The organism is Rhizobium croatiense, from assembly GCF_019793465.1.
In the GTDB taxonomy this organism is placed as follows: domain Bacteria; phylum Pseudomonadota; class Alphaproteobacteria; order Rhizobiales; family Rhizobiaceae; genus Rhizobium; species Rhizobium croatiense.
On record NZ_JAILYJ010000010.1, the window covers coordinates 28871 to 45321 of the forward strand.

Annotated in this window: 19 protein-coding genes and 1 pseudogene; 12 read left to right on the top strand and 8 right to left on the bottom strand. The window is 63.0% G+C overall.

The genetic code is table 11. The features are described 5' to 3' along the window. The first annotated feature begins 33 nt into the window (after positions 1–33). From guaA to K6M89_RS17135, 3 genes and pseudogenes are all read left to right on the top strand, one after another. The gene (gene guaA / locus K6M89_RS17130; RefSeq protein WP_222140256.1) at positions 34–1596 is read left to right on the top strand and encodes a glutamine-hydrolyzing GMP synthase; all 1563 of its coding nucleotides are present in this window, start codon (positions 34–36) and stop codon (positions 1594–1596) included. A 110-nt stretch (positions 1597–1706) separates the two neighbouring features. Continuing rightward, positions 1707–1868 (top strand): annotated as a pseudogene (locus tag K6M89_RS31100) (VOC family protein); the annotation flags it as partial. A gap of 140 nt (positions 1869–2008) precedes the next feature. Further along, on the top strand, positions 2009–2539 hold the full coding sequence (locus K6M89_RS17135; RefSeq protein WP_222140257.1) for a dihydrofolate reductase family protein: 531 nt from the start codon (positions 2009–2011) through the stop codon (positions 2537–2539). A 77-nt stretch (positions 2540–2616) separates the two neighbouring features. On the opposite strand, the gene K6M89_RS17140 is transcribed toward K6M89_RS17135, so the two are convergent. From K6M89_RS17140 to K6M89_RS17150, 3 genes are all read right to left on the bottom strand, one after another. Continuing rightward, positions 2617–3162: a YbhB/YbcL family Raf kinase inhibitor-like protein gene (locus K6M89_RS17140; protein WP_097606780.1), complete on the bottom strand. Its 546-nt coding sequence runs from the start codon at positions 3160–3162 to the stop codon at positions 2617–2619. A gap of 40 nt (positions 3163–3202) precedes the next feature. After that, positions 3203–4054, bottom strand: a complete 852-nt coding sequence (locus K6M89_RS17145) for a helix-turn-helix domain-containing protein (RefSeq protein ID WP_222140258.1) — start codon at positions 4052–4054, stop codon at positions 3203–3205. Between the two features lie 183 nt (positions 4055–4237). Then, positions 4238–5134, bottom strand: a complete 897-nt coding sequence (locus K6M89_RS17150; protein WP_222140259.1) for a LysR family transcriptional regulator — start codon at positions 5132–5134, stop codon at positions 4238–4240. A gap of 116 nt (positions 5135–5250) precedes the next feature. On the opposite strand from K6M89_RS17150, the gene K6M89_RS17155 reads away from it, so the two are divergent. The 3 genes from K6M89_RS17155 to K6M89_RS17165 are packed head-to-tail and all read left to right on the top strand — an operon-like array spanning position 5251 to position 7291. Beyond that, a complete protein-coding gene (locus tag K6M89_RS17155) occupies positions 5251–5625 on the top strand; it encodes an Atu4866 domain-containing protein (RefSeq protein ID WP_222140260.1) in 375 nt (124 codons plus the stop codon). Between the two features lie 37 nt (positions 5626–5662). Then, positions 5663–6514: an oxidoreductase gene (locus K6M89_RS17160; protein WP_222140261.1), complete on the top strand. Its 852-nt coding sequence runs from the start codon at positions 5663–5665 to the stop codon at positions 6512–6514. A 42-nt stretch (positions 6515–6556) separates the two neighbouring features. Further along, positions 6557–7291: an SDR family oxidoreductase gene (locus K6M89_RS17165; RefSeq protein WP_222140262.1), complete on the top strand. Its 735-nt coding sequence runs from the start codon at positions 6557–6559 to the stop codon at positions 7289–7291. A 33-nt stretch (positions 7292–7324) separates the two neighbouring features. On the opposite strand, the gene K6M89_RS17170 is transcribed toward K6M89_RS17165, so the two are convergent. After that, complete coding sequence (locus tag K6M89_RS17170; protein WP_010034372.1) at positions 7325–7888, bottom strand: methylated-DNA--[protein]-cysteine S-methyltransferase; 564 nt, start codon at positions 7886–7888, stop codon at positions 7325–7327. Between the two features lie 338 nt (positions 7889–8226). On the opposite strand from K6M89_RS17170, the gene K6M89_RS17175 reads away from it, so the two are divergent. The 3 genes from K6M89_RS17175 to ybaK all read left to right on the top strand — a co-directional run bounded on the left by K6M89_RS17175 (position 8227) and on the right by ybaK (position 10213). Continuing rightward, positions 8227–9288 carry a M14 family metallopeptidase gene (locus K6M89_RS17175; RefSeq protein WP_222140263.1) on the top strand — a complete coding sequence of 354 codons (1062 nt, stop codon included), beginning with the start codon at positions 8227–8229 and terminating at the stop codon, positions 9286–9288. A gap of 90 nt (positions 9289–9378) precedes the next feature. After that, positions 9379–9729: an ArsC family reductase gene (locus K6M89_RS17180; RefSeq protein ID WP_222140264.1), complete on the top strand. Its 351-nt coding sequence runs from the start codon at positions 9379–9381 to the stop codon at positions 9727–9729. Between the two features lie 10 nt (positions 9730–9739). Then, positions 9740–10213, top strand: a complete 474-nt coding sequence (gene ybaK / locus K6M89_RS17185) for a Cys-tRNA(Pro) deacylase (protein WP_222140265.1) — start codon at positions 9740–9742, stop codon at positions 10211–10213. On the opposite strand, the gene K6M89_RS17190 is transcribed toward ybaK, so the two are convergent. After that, the gene (locus tag K6M89_RS17190; protein WP_222140266.1) at positions 10210–10653 is read right to left on the bottom strand and encodes a MarR family winged helix-turn-helix transcriptional regulator; all 444 of its coding nucleotides are present in this window, start codon (positions 10651–10653) and stop codon (positions 10210–10212) included. The genes ybaK and K6M89_RS17190 overlap by 4 nt on opposite strands. A 79-nt stretch (positions 10654–10732) precedes the next feature. Here K6M89_RS17190 and K6M89_RS17195 point away from each other — a divergent pair, with 79 nt between their 5' ends. Next, positions 10733–11416 carry a glutathione S-transferase family protein gene (locus K6M89_RS17195; RefSeq protein ID WP_222140267.1) on the top strand — a complete coding sequence of 228 codons (684 nt, stop codon included), beginning with the start codon at positions 10733–10735 and terminating at the stop codon, positions 11414–11416. 122 nt (positions 11417–11538) lie between these two features. After that, positions 11539–12792, top strand: coding sequence for an aminopeptidase (locus K6M89_RS17200; RefSeq protein WP_222140268.1), 1254 nt, complete (start codon positions 11539–11541; stop codon positions 12790–12792). Here the strand turns inward: K6M89_RS17200 and K6M89_RS17205 are convergent. Continuing rightward, entirely contained in the window at positions 12740–13651 is a 912-nt protein-coding gene (locus K6M89_RS17205; protein WP_222140269.1) for an EamA family transporter, read from the bottom strand. The two genes, K6M89_RS17200 and K6M89_RS17205, sit on opposite strands and share 53 nt — an antisense overlap. A gap of 81 nt (positions 13652–13732) precedes the next feature. On the opposite strand from K6M89_RS17205, the gene K6M89_RS17210 reads away from it, so the two are divergent. Then, complete coding sequence (locus tag K6M89_RS17210) at positions 13733–14230, top strand: MarR family winged helix-turn-helix transcriptional regulator (RefSeq protein WP_222140270.1); 498 nt, start codon at positions 13733–13735, stop codon at positions 14228–14230. Here the strand turns inward: K6M89_RS17210 and K6M89_RS17215 are convergent, their stop codons facing one another. Then, complete coding sequence (locus tag K6M89_RS17215) at positions 14231–14821, bottom strand: NAD(P)H-dependent oxidoreductase (protein WP_222140271.1); 591 nt, start codon at positions 14819–14821, stop codon at positions 14231–14233. 2 nt (positions 14822–14823) lie between these two features. After that, a complete protein-coding gene (xseA, locus tag K6M89_RS17220) occupies positions 14824–16404 on the bottom strand; it encodes an exodeoxyribonuclease VII large subunit (RefSeq protein ID WP_222140272.1) in 1581 nt (526 codons plus the stop codon). Positions 16405–16451: the final 47 nt, after the last annotated feature.

Sequence of the window (16451 nt, forward strand, 5' to 3'; positions counted from 1 at the left end):
GCCAGGCGAAGCGCTTTTCATTAAAGCCTCGACATGGCCCAGACAGCACATCCCGACTCCGTTCTCATCGTCGATTTCGGCAGCCAGGTGACCCAGCTCATCGCACGACGCGTGCGCGAGGCCGGCGTCTATTGCGAAATCGTTCCCTTCCAATCGGCCGAAGAGGGCTTCAAGCGCCTTCAGCCAAAAGCCGTGATCCTGTCCGGCAGCCCGGCATCGACGGTGGACGAGGGATCGCCGCGGGCGCCCCAGATCATCTTCGACAGCGGCCTGCCGGTCTTCGGCATCTGCTACGGCCAGCAGACGATGTGCATGCAGCTCGGCGGCAAGGTCGAAAGCGGCCATCACCGCGAATTCGGCCGCGCCTTCCTCGATGTCGACAAGGACTGCCAGCTGTTCGAGGGCCTCTGGTCCTCCGGCTCGCGCCATCAGGTCTGGATGAGCCACGGCGATCGCGTCACGGCGCTGCCCGATGGTTTCGAGGTGGTCGCCACCTCCTCCAACGCGCCCTATGCCTTCATCGCCGACGAGAAGCGCAAATATTACGGCGTGCAGTTCCACCCCGAGGTCGTGCACACGCCCGACGGCGCCAAGCTGATCGGCAACTTCATTCACAACATCGCCGGCATCAAGGGCGACTGGTCGATGTCGGCCTATCGCCAAAAGGCGGTCGACGAGATCCGCAAGCAGGTGGGCGACAAGCGCGTCATCTGCGCCCTTTCCGGCGGCGTCGACAGTTCGGTCGCAGCACTGCTGATTCACGAGGCGGTCGGCGACCAGCTAACCTGCATCCTCGTCGACCACGGGCTGATGCGCAAGGACGAGGCGGCAAACGTCGTCGCCATGTTCCGCGAACACTACAATCTGCATCTGCTGCACGTCGACGCCTCCGACCGCTTCATCGGCGAGCTCGAAGGCGTCAGCGACCCGGAAACCAAGCGCAAGATCATCGGCCGGCTGTTCATCGAAACCTTCGAGGAAGAGGCGAAGAAACTCGGCGGCGCCGATTTCCTGGGCCAGGGCACGCTCTATCCCGACGTGATCGAGAGCGTTTCCTTCACCGGCGGCCCGTCGGTGACGATCAAATCGCACCACAATGTCGGCGGCCTGCCGGAGCGCATGAAGATGCAGCTCGTCGAGCCGCTGCGCGAACTCTTCAAGGACGAGGTGCGCGCGCTCGGCCGCGAACTCGGCCTGCCCGACAGCTTCATCGGCCGCCACCCCTTCCCAGGCCCCGGCCTTGCGATCCGCTGCCCCGGCGGCATCAGCCGCGAAAAGCTGGAGATCCTGCGCGAGGCCGACGCGATCTATCTCGACGAAATCCGCAAGGCCGGCCTCTACGACGCCATCTGGCAGGCCTTCGCCGTGCTGCTTCCCGTCCAGACCGTCGGCGTCATGGGCGACGGGCGCACCTATGAATTCGTCTGCGCGTTGCGCGCCGTCACTTCGGTCGACGGCATGACCGCCGATTTCTACCATTACGACATGGAATTCCTCGGCCGCGCCGCCACTCGCATCATCAACGAGGTGCGCGGCATCAACCGCGTGGTCTATGACGTCACCTCGAAGCCACCCGGCACGATCGAGTGGGAATGAGGAATACAAGGCGGCAATAGCGTCGTTTTCGCGATTATTGCCGCCGCCCGGTGATCAGTGGTCGGACCGGGAGCGGTGCTCCTCGCGCCATCGTTCCCAGCGGCGACGCAGCCGAATATGCCCGGCTGAAGGATAAAGTCGACCTTGTTCATGAGCCTAAGCTGATGCCGTGGGGCAACCGGTCGGTGCAGTTCCGAGATCCGGAAGGCACGCTTGTCGCGCTGTTCATGCCGTTCACCGATACGGCAAAGAAGCGCTTTGCATCACGATAGGCGCGTCACACAACGCGCAGCCAAGTGGTTCGCCTCCGAAAAACCAATTGCAAATTACAATCAGTCGATCTAACTTCTGACCGATTGGGCGGACGCAATCTGACCTCATGCGGATGGACCCTTGAAGGAAAGGAGTGAGCATGGCCAAGCTCGTGTTCGGAATGAACCAATCGCTGGACGGCTACGTCGATCATACCGCGTTTGCGCCAGATCCGATACTCTTCCGTCACTTCATCGAAGCGACGCAGCGGCAGGCGGGCAGTGTGTACGGTCGCCATATGTACGAGATCATGCGTTACTGGGATGACGACCATCCTGAATGGGACGCGGACAGACGCGCCTTCGCGGCCGCCTGGCGGAACCAGCCGAAATGGGTCGCCTCGCGCTCGTTGAAATCGGTCGGTCCAAACGCCAGCCTTGTTGACGGCGATCTCGAGGGCGCGATCCGTAAGCTGAAGGCCGAACGCGACGGAGAGATCGAAGTCGCCGGCCCGGATTTGGCGCGAAGCCTGACCGATCTTGGCCTGATCGATGAATATGTCATCTATCTGCACCCCGTCGTGCTCGGTCACGGCAGGCCATATTTCGCCGGACCCCGACCGCCGCTCCGCCTTATGGCCAATGACCGGATTGGCGAGGATGTGATCCGGCTGGTCTACGTTCCTGCTTGATTTCCCAAATCCCAGCAGCCGGCCAAGGTTTCCTCGGCCGGCCGCGCTCGGTAGGGAGAATGGCTGTGACGACGGCGTCAGCGGCCGTAGGTGACTTCAAGCGAGGCCTTGTCGAGCGTATTCGCCCGGACATAGTAGCCGACCATCGCGCCCGGCGCCGTATCGGGAAGCGGCAGCTTGTCGACCGAGAGCGCGTAGACCGTGAACTGGTAATGGTGCGGCGCATCGCCGACCGGCGGGCATGCGCCGCCATAGCCTGATGTACCGAAATCCGTACGGCCTTCCACGGCCCCTGCCGGAAGCTTTTTGTCACCGCTGGCCCCGGTCGCAATCTTTGAGGCGTCTGCCGGAATGTTGAACACCGACCAATGCCACCAGCCCGAACCGGTCGGAGCATCCGGGTCGTAGACCATGACGGCGAAGCTCTTGGTTCCCTCTGGAGCACCCGACCAGGTGAGTTCCGGCGAGATGTTCTTGCCCGTGCAGCCGAAGCTGTTGAAGACCTGCGCATCGGCCATGGTCTTGCCTGATGTCAGGTCTTTCGAAGTGAGCTTCATTTCGGCTTGGGCGGCCGTGGCGCCAAAGACGGACGCGGCCAGAAGTGCTGCTGTTATAAGACGCATGTTGTTTTCCTGCGTTGATGATGCGGGAAAACTACCGTTGTCACGGCAGCGCATCTGCCCCGCTATGCTCAACTTCTGCCCCGATCCGCTCAAAACGCTCAGTTCCGCCCCGCACATGGCGCGGATTGACGCCGAACCGCTCTTTGAAGCGCGCCGAAAATTGCGACGGCGAATCGTAACCGACTTCGAGCGCCACCTGTGCCATCGGCAGGGTTGTGGTTTGGATGAGGGCGAGGGCGCGATTCATCCTTGTGTCGCTCAATATCTCGCTGAAACTTGTCTTTTCGGCGGCGAGCTTACGCCGGAGCGTCGCTTCGCTCATGTTGAAGGCGCGCGCCGCGTGCCCCACCGTCCAATCAAAGGCCGTATCACTTTCAATCATCTGCCTCAGCCGGTCCTCGAGCCGAGGACTTTCGCATCGGCCGAGCACCGCGCCGCAGAGCGCAAACCAGGTGATCAGCTCCATCAAACGCGCCTTGGCAATGGCGCCGGGAAGCCTCGTCAGATTGCCGGGCTGACAGCAATAGGCAAACAATGCCGCCGCTTCCTCCGGCAGGTTCGAGGTACTTGCAGGGAGCGTCCGCGCGGGGACGGCGATCGAACCCATGGCGATATAGGCATCCTCGAACAGCTGTCTTGGAACAGGCAGCGCCAGGGTCTGATACTTCTGCGGCGCCTTTGGAATGTTCTCCATCGTCAACGGCCGATAGTCGGGCAGCAGGGCATAAGCGCCCGCCTCAAGGCGCAAAGCCTTGTCATCCGCCATGACGATCTTCGTTCCCGATTGCACCTGGATCAATAAGGGGCTCGTATTGACGAGACGAAAAAAGCAGGCCCGCCCACCCTGGCGGATCAGGGCCCTGGTTGGAATGCGAAAGACGTCGTCCAGCATGGCTTCTCCGGCAACAGGCTGCCCCTCGCCCCTGATCCTTGGCGAGGGGAAATAGCAAAACCACGTGACAGGGGCAACCTTGAGCCGGGGCGTATGCCGGCAGGAGCCGCCGCATCCCTCGCCGGGAAGACTGACTTCAGTTCGCTTGGATCGACCGCAAGTTCGGCAAGGGCTCGACCGTATCTAACGCCGGGCAGACCTCTTGATATGCTCAACCAGCGCCCGCAGCTTCAGCGGCTGCCGCTCGCGCCTGGGATAATAGAGATAAAAGCCGGGAAAGGGCGGGCAGAAATCTTCCAGCAGCGGCACGAGCTCTCCGCGATCGAAATAGGGCTGGAAGGTTTCCACCATGCCGAAGGTGATCCCCGCCCCGGCACAGGCCAGGCGGATCATCATGCCCATATCGTTCGTTGTGACGGCAGGGTCGACGGCGACGTCGAAATCGCGATTGTTTTCAGTGAACTCCCAGCGGTAGGGCGCCGTATCCGGGCGAGGCCGCCAGCCGATGCAGGCATGGTTTTGCAAGTCGCGGGGATGGCGCGGACGGCTGCGGCGCTTGATGTAGGCAGGAGAAGCCGCGGGGCATTGGCGCTGCTCTTGGGAGACGGATACCGCGATCATGTCCTGTTCGATCACCTCGCCGAGCCGGACACCGGCGTCAAAACCAGCCTCGACGATATCGAATTCTTCATCGGTGATGGTGATATCGAGTTTGATTTCGGGACAGGCTTCGATGAAGCCGGCGAGCAACGTGCCGGATAGGAAGCTTTCGGCGATCGAGGACACCGTGAGCCTCAGCAGGCCGCTCGGGCGCGCCTGCATGTCCCGCACCGTCTGCATCGCATCCCTGACCTGCCGGACCGATGGACGAACCGCCGCGAAGAACACTTCGCCGGCTTCGGTCAGGCTGACGCTACGCGTAGTGCGCTGGACGAGCGCGACGCCAAGACGATCCTCCAGACGCTGCAGGGACTGACTGACGGCGGAGCGGGTGACGCCGAGACGCTCGCCTGCAAGGCGAAAGCTCCGCGCCTCCGCCACGGCGAGAAAGACTGAGATGCCGTCTAGATCGTCGACCATTGGTTAGGAAATTTAACCAAGCCATCGCGGATTGGCAACTTAATCACTTCAGTTCGTGCGCCTATCTTTTCTGTCGAGCCCGCAAAACAGCGGTGCTGACCTCGAAAGGAAGAAGGATGCAAAACATTGCCATGAGATCCGTCCTGCATTTCTGCGCCGCCGCCACCTTAGCCGGCACGGCGGTCAGCCCGGCAGCCGGAGATAGCGTCGGCGGCCGCCAATCCACGCGTCCACAAGCAAGCGAGAACACGATGCAGCAACATCCCTATGTCGGCATGTGGGTGACCGACGACGGCCGGGTCCGCCACCAGCTTCTGTCCAACGGTCGCTATGACGAGGCCCGAGGAAACCGGGAGAGCGCCTATCGAGGCCGTTACGAAGTGGTCGGGAGCCACATCGAATACTGGGACGATACCGGCTTCACGGCCGACGGTGATTTCGTTGACGGTAACACCCTCCATCACGGCGGCATGGTGCTTCGCCGCAAATGACAAGCTCGCTCAATAAGGCTCTATCCGGCCGGAAAGGATGAGGATCATGTCTTCCACCACACCCATCTGGTTCATAACAGGCGCATCGTCCGGCCTCGGCCGGTCGCTCGCCGAGGCGGTTCTCGCCCGTGGCTGGCGCGCCGCGATGACGGCGCGCAGACCCGAGACCCTCCGGGATCTCGCAACGCAACACGGCGACCGCGCCCTTGCTCTCGCCCTCGATGTGACGGATAGCCGGTCCGTCGCCCGCGCGGTTCACGACGCCGAGGCGCATTTCGGCGCGATCGACGTCGCCGTCAACAATGCCGGCTACGGTTACCTCTCGGCGATTGAAGAGGGCGAGGACGCAGAGATACGCGCCCAGTTCGAGACCAATGTCTTCGGTCTGATCGCCGTCACCAAGCATGTCCTGCCGGGCATGCGCGCGCGCCGGCGGGGGCATATCTTCAACGTCTCGTCGCTCGGCGGGCTCGTCGCCTTCGCCGCGACCGGCTACTACCACGCCACCAAATTCGCGGTCGAAGCCCTGTCGGAATCGCTTTCCCATGAGGTCAAGCCGCTCGGCATCAGGGTGACGATCCTCGAACCCGGTGCCTTCCGCACGGATTGGGCCGGCCGGTCGATGGTCGAATCCAGGACGGTTATCGACGACTATGCCGAAACCTCAGGCAAGCGGCGCCAGGCCACCCGTTCGGTTTCCGGCAAACAGCCGGGCGATCCGGCGCGTGCCGCCGCTGCCATCATATCGGCGTTCGAGGCGGAGGAGTCGCCATTGCGCCTGCTGCTCGGAGCGCCCGCCCTGAAGATCGCCCGCGAACGGCTCGATGCGCTGCGGGCAAATTTCGACGGCTGGGCGCAGACAACGCTCAGCGCCGATTTCCCCGACTGAGCCGCGCCCGAGAAAACACTCAACAGACAAATGGAGCTTGAAATGTCGAACATCGAAGGAAAAGTCATTGCCATCACCGGCGCCAGCAGCGGCATCGGCGAGGCTGCTGCAAAGGTGCTGGCTGCGGCCGGCGCCCACATCGTGATCGGCGCCCGCCGCATTGAGCGCCTAGAGAGGCTCGCCGGCGAAATCGAAGCCAGGGGCGGAACGGTACGGCTGCAAAAGCTTGACGTCACCGACCGCTCTGAGGTCGAGGCCTTTGCAGGCTTTGCCAGATCCGAGTTCGGCCGGCTTGATGTCATTGTTAACAATGCCGGTCTAATGCCGCTCTCGCCGCTCGAGGCCCTGAAGGTCGATGAATGGGACCGGATGATCGACGTCAACATCAAGGGCGTGCTCTACGGCATCGCCGCAGCCCTGCCGATCATGAGGGCGCAGGGTTCCGGGCAGATCATCAACCTGTCTTCGATCGGCGGCCACAGCGTCTCGCCAACGGCCGCCGTCTATTGCGCGACGAAATTCGCAGTCCGTGCAATCTCGGACGGGCTGCGGCAAGAGACCGATCGCATCCGCGTGACCGTCATCTCTCCCGGCACGACGACATCGGAACTGGCCGACACGATCACCGACCCGACTGCGCGCGACGCCATGAAGGCGTTCAGGGCGATCACGATCAGCCCCGATTCTATCGCCAATGCGATCCTCTATGCCGTCAGCCAGCCTGACGATGTCGATGTCAGCGAGCTCATCATCCGGCCGACCGCCAGCCCGCATTGAGCAGTCGATATCCAATTGAAATTGCCCCGCCGCCTAAAACCCCAGCGACTGCTGGGCGGGCGGCGGCGGGGCGAGGTTGACGCCTTCGAGCTCCAGCATGCGGGTCTTCGACGTCGAACCGCCGGGAGCGGAGAAGCCGCCGATCTTGCCGCCGGCCGCCAGCACCCGGTGGCAGGGAATGATCAGCGCGACGGGGTTCTTCGCCATCGCCTGGCCGACGTCTCGGGCAGCTTCCGGCCCGGCGCCCAGCTCTTTCGCCAGCGCGCCGTAGGTGGTCGTGCGGCCCCAGCCGATGCGCCTTGCCGCCGCATAAATCTCCCTGAAAAAAGCATCCTGGCCGGCAAGATCGAGTTCGACGCCGGAGAAATCCGTCTCCTCACCCTGGAAGTAGCGCTTCACTGCCGCCACGGTCTCGAGCACACCAGGCGTCGGCGCGCCGGCTTCGGCATCCGGCAGCCGGCGCAGCAAGAGCCGCTCAGTCGCCTCCGCAGTTTTCGTCGGCAGCTGGAAACGGACGATGCCGGCGTCGCTCCAGGCAATGCCGCAGAAACCACCCGCGGTTTCGAAGATGAGATAGTGGGGTATCGTCTGGGCCATGACACAGCCTCCGCCTTTTCGATTACCATCAAAATCGTACGGGACGGCCGCTGTTTCAACCCGATTCTTGCGCATCTCGTTCTTTTTTTGTTCTTTGCTATTCTGCCTTGCAGGCGTATCTTTCGCCCCGTATGGAGCGCGAGGCGGTCATGACGACCTGACAGGCCATGAACCAGTTCCTGCTGATCCACAGCGTTCTCGGAAAAACCGGATACCACATCATCGATCGCTGGCCGCTTTTCGGCTGAGGGTCCGTGCCCGGTGAGGCTTGCGCTTGCCGGATATCCGCGCATAAAGCTGGACGAACCGTTGGGTCGGCAAACGCGGAGCACGACAGCATGGACGTTTCAGAGATCATTATCCCGGGCGATACCCCGGGAACGGAATGGCGGCTGCCAGTGCTGCGCTTCAAGGGTCGCGATCCGAACGCGCCGAAGATCTATATCCAGGCGGCACTGCATGCCGGCGAACTGCCGGGAACGGCGCTGCTGCATTTCCTCTGCGAGCAGCTGCGGCGGGCGGAAGACCAGGATGGCATCCTGGGCGGCATCACCATCGTGCCGCAGGCCAATCCGATCGGTGCGGCGCAGTCGCATTTCGGTGATTTGCAGGGCCGTTTCGACCTTGGCTCGCGCACCAATTTCAACCGGGATTTCCCGCTGATCTCCATTGCCGATCGAGCGACGCTGATCGAAGAGCTCGACGATTACCCGGCTACCGACAGGTTGAAGCGGCAGCTCCTGCATATGGCGCTCGGCTCCGATCTCGTCCTCGACCTGCATTGCGACGACGAATCCCTGCAATATGCCTATGTCGACGAGGCTTTCTGGCCGGAGGCGGCCGATCTCGCCGCCGCGCTCGACATGGAGGCCGTGCTGCTTTCGGATGGCGAAAGCTCCGCCTTCGAGGAGGCTGTCGGCTTTGCATGGAAATATGAAGTCCCCGGCGAACGACGGTCCATGCTGCCGGGCAAGCTTTCGGTCACGGTCGAGCTGCGCGGCAAGCGCGATGTCGATCCGGCGCTGGCGAAGCGGGATGCGGAGGGGCTCTGGCGTTTCCTCGCGGCACGCGGGATCGTCAGCGACGAACCGGTGGCGCCGGCCGCGTTTGCCGGCCCCGCCGTGCCACTCGACAATGTCGAGATCATCCGGGCTCCCGAAGGCGGCGCCGTGCTCTTCCATCGCGCGATCGGCGAGAGGGTTGTGGAGGGCGAGCGCCTGGCGACGATCATCACCCGGCCGGGGCAGGTTGATGGCAGCATCGACTTGCAGGCGCCGCAGGACGGGCTGATCCTGACCCGGACGTCGGACCGGCTGGTGCGGCGGCGCGGCGACCTGATGAAGATCGTCTGCGCCAGGCCTAGCAAGACGTCGCGCGAGGCCGGCACGCTGGAGAGCTGAGGAGGCGCTGCCGGAGATAAAGCTCACATGGCGTTTGCGCCGGCCTTCGCGCATGCTATCCCGCTGCCATCACAGGGAGATCGATCGGGTATGGCCGTTACCATCTATGGCATCAAGAATTGCGACACGATGAAGAAGGCCCGCAGCTGGCTGGAAGACCACGACGTCGCCTATGAATTTCACGATTACAAGGGGATTGGCATCGACCGCGCCCATCTCGAAGCCTGGATCGACCAGGCCGGCCTCGACACGGTGCTCAACCGCGCCGGCACGACATTCCGCAAACTGCCCGATGCCGAGCGCGAGAACCTGACCCGGGAGAAAGCCATCGCGCTGATGCTCGATCAGCCGTCGATGATCAAGCGGCCGGTGCTGGAGGCGAAGGACAAGCTGGTAATCGGCTTCAAGCCGGAAATTTACGCCGGCACATTTGGGGGCTGACAGGCGTCCGATGTCCAAGACCACGCGCGCGACACAGATTCTTTCCAAGGCCGGCATCGCCTTCACCGTCCACACCTACGATTACGATCCTGGCGCCGAGCGCGTCGGGCTGCAAGCGGCCGAGGCTTTGGGCGAAGCACCGCATCGGGTGTTGAAGACGCTGATGGCGGAGCTGGACGGCAAACCGGTCTGCGTCGTGGTGCCGTCGGACCGCGAAGTCAGCATGAAGAAGCTCGCCAGCGCCTTTGGCGGCAAGTCGGCCAACATGATGAAGCCTGCCGATGCCGAGCGGCTGACGGGCTATCATGTCGGCGGCATCAGCCCGTTCGGCCAGAAGAAGACCGTGCCGACAGCGATCGAGGAGACCGCCCTTGTTGAACCGCTCGTCTATATCAATGGCGGGCAGCGCGGGCTGCAGGTGCGGCTCGACCCGAAGGAGGCGCTGACGGTGTTGAAGGCCGTCGGCGCGCCATTGATCGCCTAGAGGAAGCGATCGAGAAGGCCCGCAAGCGTCTTCGCCTCGCTTTCGGTAAGCCTGCAGCCGATATGGCTCTCGATTGATCTGGCATAGACTGCCCACATGCGTTCGCGGAGCTGCCGGCCGGCTTCGGTGATGACAACCCAGCGACCGCGCCCGTCCTCGGCGAAGACTTCGCGCCGGACGAGCCCCTCTCCTTCCAGCCGGTCGATAAGGCGGGAAAGATTATACTGCGCAAGCAAAGTCCGCTCTTCGATCTCATAGGGGCGCAGCCTGCCATCATCGGCGCGCGCCAGTTCCCACAGCACGTCATACCAGGCAAGCGGCGGCATGCCGGCAGCTTTCAGCTCGGCTTCGATGGCGGCAAGCAAGCGCTCGCGGGCGCGCATGATGCTCGTCCAGGCACGGGTGGTGGCCTCGCTCGGTTTCGGCATGTTCTCGGACATAAATGCAATTACATCTATCTTGAATTCCGCCGCAAGCGATATTAGATGCATTTGCATGGATTGTGACCAGGAGAATTCCATGAGCAGGCTTACCCTCATCAGCCACCATCTCTGCCCCTATGTGCAGCGCGCCGCGATCACGCTCCTTGAAAAGGGCGTGCCATTCGAGCGCATCAACATCGATCTCGCCAACAAACCGGATTGGTTCCTGAAAATTTCGCCGCTCGGCAAGGTGCCGCTGCTGCGGATCGAGGAAGAGGACGGCAGTGAGGCGGTGCTCTTCGAAAGCAGCGTCATCTGCGAATATCTGGAGGAAACGCAGGCGGGCGCCGCCCTGCATCCGGCCGATCCGCTCACCCGCGCCCGCCACCGAGGCTGGATGGAATTCGGCTCGTCCGTGCTTTCCGACCTCTGGAGTTATGAAACGGCGCAGGATGCGCTGCAGCTCGAAGCCAAACGCAAAGCCCTCATCGCCAAATTTGCAACGATCGAGAGCGCACTGACAGACGGGCCTTATTTCGCGGGCAGCAGCTTCAGCCTCGTCGACGCCGTCTTTGCGCCGGTCTTTCGTTACTTCGACCTCTTCGACACGCTCGGCGACAGTGGCATATTCGATGGGTTGGAGCGGGTGAAGCGCTGGCGCAAGGCTCTTTCCGCGCGGGCGAGTGTCCGGGCGGCTGTCGGCCCTGATTACCCGCAGCGGCTGATGGAATTCCTCGAAAAACATTCCTCGATCCTGCTCAGGCAGTCTGCCGCAGCGTAAAGCCCTTGCAAGCGGCCGGACAATACCGGCCGCTTCAATTCGGCAGCGGCACTTCATTTTCGCCGCAAACGGGTCTAAGTCTTCCAGCTTTCCACCATCGATGACAGAAAGCAGGTCGAACCATGACTTTCATGCCCCAAAGCCAGAACGCTGTTGATCCCGTCAAGCTGGAGAAGCTTGCGGAAGTCGCCGTCAAGGTCGGCCTTCAGCTGCAGAAAGGTCAGGACCTGGTCGTCACCGCGCCGGTCGTGGCACTGCCGCTCGTGCGCCTGATCACCAAACAGGCCTATCAGGCCGGCGCCGGATTGGTGAGCGCCTTCTATTCCGACGAGGAAACGACGCTTTCGCGCTATCAGTACGGCAGCGACGAGAGCTTCGACCGCGCCTCCGACTGGCTCTATGAGGGCATGGCCAAGGCCTATGCCAATGGAGCGGCCCGTCTTGCGGTTGCCGGCGACAACCCGTTGCTGCTGTCCGAGCAGGATGCCGGCAAGGTCGGCCGCGCCAATCGCGCCACCTCGACGGCCTACAAGCCGGCACTGGAAAAGATTTCGAATTTCGACATCAACTGGAACATCGTTTCCTATCCCAATCCGTCCTGGGCCAAGGTGGTCTTTCCCGACGATCCTGAGCCGATCGCGATCGCCAAGCTCGCCAGGGCGATCTTTGCCGCCTCGCGCGTCGATGTGGACGATCCCATCGCCGCCTGGACGGAACACAATGCCAATCTCGCCAAACGCTCCGCCTGGCTGAACGGCGAGCGCTTCGCCTCGCTGCATTTCAAGGGGCCGGGCACCGATCTGACGGTCGGCCTTGCCGACGGGCATGAATGGCATGGCGGCGCCTCCACCGCCAAGAACGGCATTACCTGCAATCCGAACATTCCGACCGAGGAGGTGTTCACCACGCCGCATGCGCTGCGCGTCGAAGGCCAGGTTTCGAGCACCAAGCCGCTGTCGCACCAGGGCACGCTGATCGACAATATCCAGGTGCGCTTCGAGGGCGGGCGGATCGTCGAGGCAAAGGCGTCGCGCGGCGAAGAGGTGTTGAACAAGGTGCTCGATACCGACGAGGGCGCGCGCCGGCTCGGTGAAGTGGCGCTGGTCCCGCATTCCTCGCCGATCTCGGCGAGCGGCATCCTGTTCTACAATACCCTGTTCGACGAAAACGCCTCCTGCCATATCGCGCTCGGCCAGTGCTATTCCAAATGCTTCCTGAACGGCGCTACGCTGAGCCAGGAGGAGATCAAGGCGCAGGGCGGCAATTCCAGCCTGATCCATATCGACTGGATGATCGGCTCGGACAAGGTCGATATCGACGGCCTCAGGCCGGACGGTTCGCGCGTTGCGGTGATGCGGCAGGGCGAATGGGCCTGACCGGCATCGTCGCGCGCTGACTGAGCCAGACGCCGGCGAGCACCATGGCGAAGCCGGCGATCTGCGCCGGCGCCAGGCTCTGGCCGAGCGTCAGCCAGCCGAGCAGGGTCGCGACGACAGGGCTCAGAAAACCGAGCGAGGCGACCGCCGAGGGTTCGATGCGCGACAGGCCGCGGAACCAGAGCAGATAGGTGAAGGCCGCGCCGATCAGGCCGAGATAGGCGATCCCGGCAATGTTTACGGCGCTCAGTGCCGGCAGCGCCGGCTCGAGGAAAAGCGCAGTTGGCACCAGCAGGATGCCACCTGCCGTCAGTTGCCAAGCGGTAAAGGTGAGGTTCGACACCGGCGGCGCCCAGCGCCGCGTCAGCACCGTGCCGAAGGCCATCGAGACGGCGCCGGCAAGACCGGCAGCGATCCCGACGGGATCCAGCGCCGCCTTCGGCGTCAATACCAGCAATCCGACGCCGGCCATGCCGGCAAGACCGGCCAGCACGGCCAGCGACCGAACCGGCTTGCCGAGGAAAAGCCGCGACAGGGCGATGACGATCAGCGGCTGCACCGCGCCCACCGTTGCGGCAACGCCGCCCGGGAGCCTGTAGGCCGAGACGAAGAGCATCGCCCAGAAGAAGGAGAAGTTCAGCGCGCCGAGAATGAAGGCCCTTCCCCACCAGGTGCCGAAAGGCAGCTTCCTTACCAGGAGCAGAAGCAGCAGCCCGGCAGGCAGGGCTCTCAGCATCGCGACTGTCAGCGGATATCCTGCCGGAAGGAAGGAGGTGGTGACGATATAGGTGCTGCCCCAGATGGCGGGTGCGAGCGCGGTCATTAGCACATCGGTCAAATATCGAGAATTTGTCTTCATCTCAAGAATCTCTATGTCAAGATAAATTGAGGATAGCGGATTTTATCTTGACGTCAAGATATCTACTGTTATCGATGTGGAATGGATGAAGAGAAGCTAGACCACGTCGACAGAATCCTGGCGCAATGGCGGCGCGAGCGCCCGGACCTCGACGTCGAGCCGATGGGCATCCTCGGACGCCTGAAGCGCCTCGGCACGCATCTCGGCCGCGAAGTGGAGGCGGTGCTGCTGAAGCACGGGCTTTCCACCTCGTCCTTCGACGTGCTGGCCACCCTTCGCCGCTCCGGCGCGCCTCATCGCCTCTCACCGGGCGAGCTTCTGGAGATGACGATGGTCAGCTCCGGCACGATGACGAACCGCATCGATCAGTTGGAGAAAGCGGGTTTCGTCGAACGCATCGTCAATCCGGACGACAGGCGCAGCGTGTTGATCGCACTGACGGATAAGGGGTTCGCGACCCTCGAAGAGGCGGTCGGCGCCCATGTCGCCAACCAGCAGCGGCTGACGCGCAATCTGACCGCCGAGGACAAGGCCGCGTTCGACCGGCTGCTCAAGAAGTTTCTGTCGGATTTCGAATAATCAGATGGCGGCGAGCGCCTTGCGGACGCGCTCCAGATGCGCCTTGCGCCTGGCTTCCGTGGCGCGGTCCATGTCGTGCAGGCTCAGCATGCGGAAGACGAGCTTCTTCGAACATAAGTTGGCAATGCCCCGCTTCAGCAGGCGGCGGACGGGGTTGCCCATATAGAGATGAACCAGCCACCAGGGCGAACCCGTCGTCGTCAGCGCATAAAGCAGCCTGATATTGGTGAGCTCAGGCACGATGCGGCCGCCGGCGGCATCATGCGTGAAGGCCACACCTGGCGCGAAGATGCGATCGAAGAACCCCTTCAGAATGGCCGGGAAATTGAACCACCACTGCGGAAAGACGAGGATGAGACCGTCGGCCGACTGCAGCCGGGCAACGATATCGGCGACGGCCGACGTATCGTAAGGCGTGTCGAAATAAGTGCGGCGTTCGGCCTCGGACAGGCGCGGATCGAAATCCTCGGCGTAGAGGTCAAGCAGATCGACGACATGGCCGGAGCCTTCCAAGGCTTCGCGAGCCGTGCGCGCCACCGAGGCGGCAAAACTTTCCGGCAGCGGATGGGCAAGCACCAACAGGATCTGCATCGTCAGAACAGACTTCCCTGTTTCGTCGGCTCTGCGGGCTTTGCGCTGCGCTTCTTGGCGCTGGCGGGCGGCATGCCGCCTTCGGTGGTGACGGCGCCGATGCGGCCGTCGGCGAATTCGATCGAGACCGCAGCACCGGCCGAGAGACCTGCCGCCTGCGAGACCGGCTTGTCCTCATCGTCGCGGATGACCGCGTAGCCGCGCTTCAGCACATTCTTATAGGAAAGCGACTGCAGCACCCGATCCTGTGCGGAAAGCTCGGCCCGGGCACGCGTCAACTGGTGGCGAATTGCCGTGTCGGCATGACGCGAAAGATTGCCGAGGCGTTCGCGGGAGCGGTCGGTTTGCGTCTTCAACCGTGCCGGCAGCGAGGCAAGGATCGCCTCGGCTCGCTGGACACGGGATGTCGAGCGGTCGATCAGCCGCTCGACCATACGCTCGGCCCGCAGCATCCGTTCATTCAGCCTCTGCCGCCGCTCGGCGATACGATTGGACAGAACATCAGGGCGCAGATGCGCCGCGACACGCTCGAAACCGCGGCGCTTGTTGACGGTGTTGAGTTCGAGCCCACGGCCAAGGCCGGCCGCCGCCTCGTCGAAACGACGACGCGGCAAGGCGAGAAGCTGGTCGAGCGAGGGCAATGCCCGCATCAAACCACGGACGGACTGGCGGCGCTGATCCATCTGCCGGCTCATGCAGCCTTGCAGGCGGGCAGCAAGGGCCGCAAGCTGCGCGTCGAGCTCCGCCTTGACGGGCACGGCCATTTCCGCCGCTCCGGTCGGCGTCGGGGCGCGGACATCGGCGGCATAATCGATCAGCGTCCAATCGGTTTCGTGACCGACGGCCGAGATCAGCGGGATCCGGCTTTCGGCCGCCGCGCGCACGACGATCTCGTCGTTGAAACTCCAGAGATCTTCCAGGCTGCCGCCGCCGCGCGCGACGATCAGCACATCAGGGCGCGGGACGGCGCCCGCTGGCTCCAGCCCATTGAAGCCGCGGATGGCGTTGGCCACCTCCTCGCCTGACCCCTCGCCCTGAACCTTCACCGGCCAGACGAGGACATGCACGGGAAATCGGTCGGAGATCCGGTGCAGGATATCGCGGATCACGGCGCCGGTCGGCGAGGTGACGACGCCGATCACCTTGGGCATGAAGGGCAGCCGCTTCTTGCGGGCGGCATCGAACAGGCCCTCGGCGCCGAGCTTGCGTTTGCGCTCCTCGATCAGCGCCATCAGCGCGCCGGCGCCGGCCGGCTCCAGCGTCTCGATGACGATCTGATATTTCGAGGAGCCCGGAAAGGTGGTGACCTTGCCGGTGGCGATCACCTCCATGCCCTCTTCCGGGCGGAATTTCAGCCGCGAAAAGGTGGTCTTCCAGATGACTGCATCGATGCGGGCGCGATCGTCCTTCAGCGCGAAATAGGCATGGCCCGAGGAGTGCGGCCCACGATAGCCTGATATTTCGCCACGCACGCGAACCTGATCGAAGGCCGTTTCTACGGTACGCTTGATCGAGCCGGAAAGCTCAGAAACCGAATATTCGGCAAGGTTGGTCGGCGAATCGCTGTCGAAGAGGTTGCTCATCCCTTCTTTCTATGTCGATCGGCGGCAAACAGGAAGGTCACGATCGT